The organism is Roseateles sp. P5_B10, assembly GCF_056400485.1.
Genome location: NZ_JBFULE010001602.1, coordinates 1 through 599, shown reverse-complemented (window position 1 = coordinate 599; position 599 = coordinate 1). Strand labels below are relative to the sequence as shown.

At 60.8% G+C, this 599-nt stretch carries 1 pseudogene; it reads left to right on the top strand.

The window, feature by feature from the left end:
* A pseudogene (locus tag AC1DU6_RS34835) lies at nucleotides 1-579 on the top strand (acetyl-CoA C-acyltransferase); the annotation flags it as partial.
* Between the last annotated feature and the right edge of the window lie 20 nt (nucleotides 580-599).

The following is a 599-nucleotide window of genomic DNA, read 5'->3' as shown; positions in this document are numbered from 1 at the left end:
GGTCTCGCCGGTCTGAAACCTGCTTTCGCTGCGATGGCCGATCATCCGCTGGATGAAAGCGGCATGACCTTCCGCAAGCAGATCAACCAGAAGTATCCGGATCTGAAGATCGAGCATTTCCACCACGCCGGCAATTCGTCGGGCGTGGTCGATGGTGCCGCAGCCTTGCTGCTGACCTCGAAGTCCTATGCCGACAAGCATGGCCTGAAGCCGCGCGCACGCATCGTGGCCATGGCCAATATCGGTGACGACCCGACCCTGATGCTGAATGCGCCGGTGCCGGCTGCGAAGAAGGTGCTGGCAAAGGCCGGTCTCAAGAAGGAAGACATCGATCTSTGGGAGMTCAATGAAGCCTTCGCCGTGGTCGCCGAGAAGTTCATCCGCGACCTCGATCTCGATCGCAGCAAGGTCAACGTCAATGGCGGTTCGATTGCGCTCGGCCATCCGATCGGCGCTACCGGCGCGATCTTGATCGGCACGGTTCTCGACGAACTTGAGCGCCGCAACCTGAAGCGCGGTCTGGTCACCATGTGCGCCGCCGGCGGCATGGCACCGGCGATCATCATCGAGCGCGTATAACGCCGCTAACTCGTCTAATC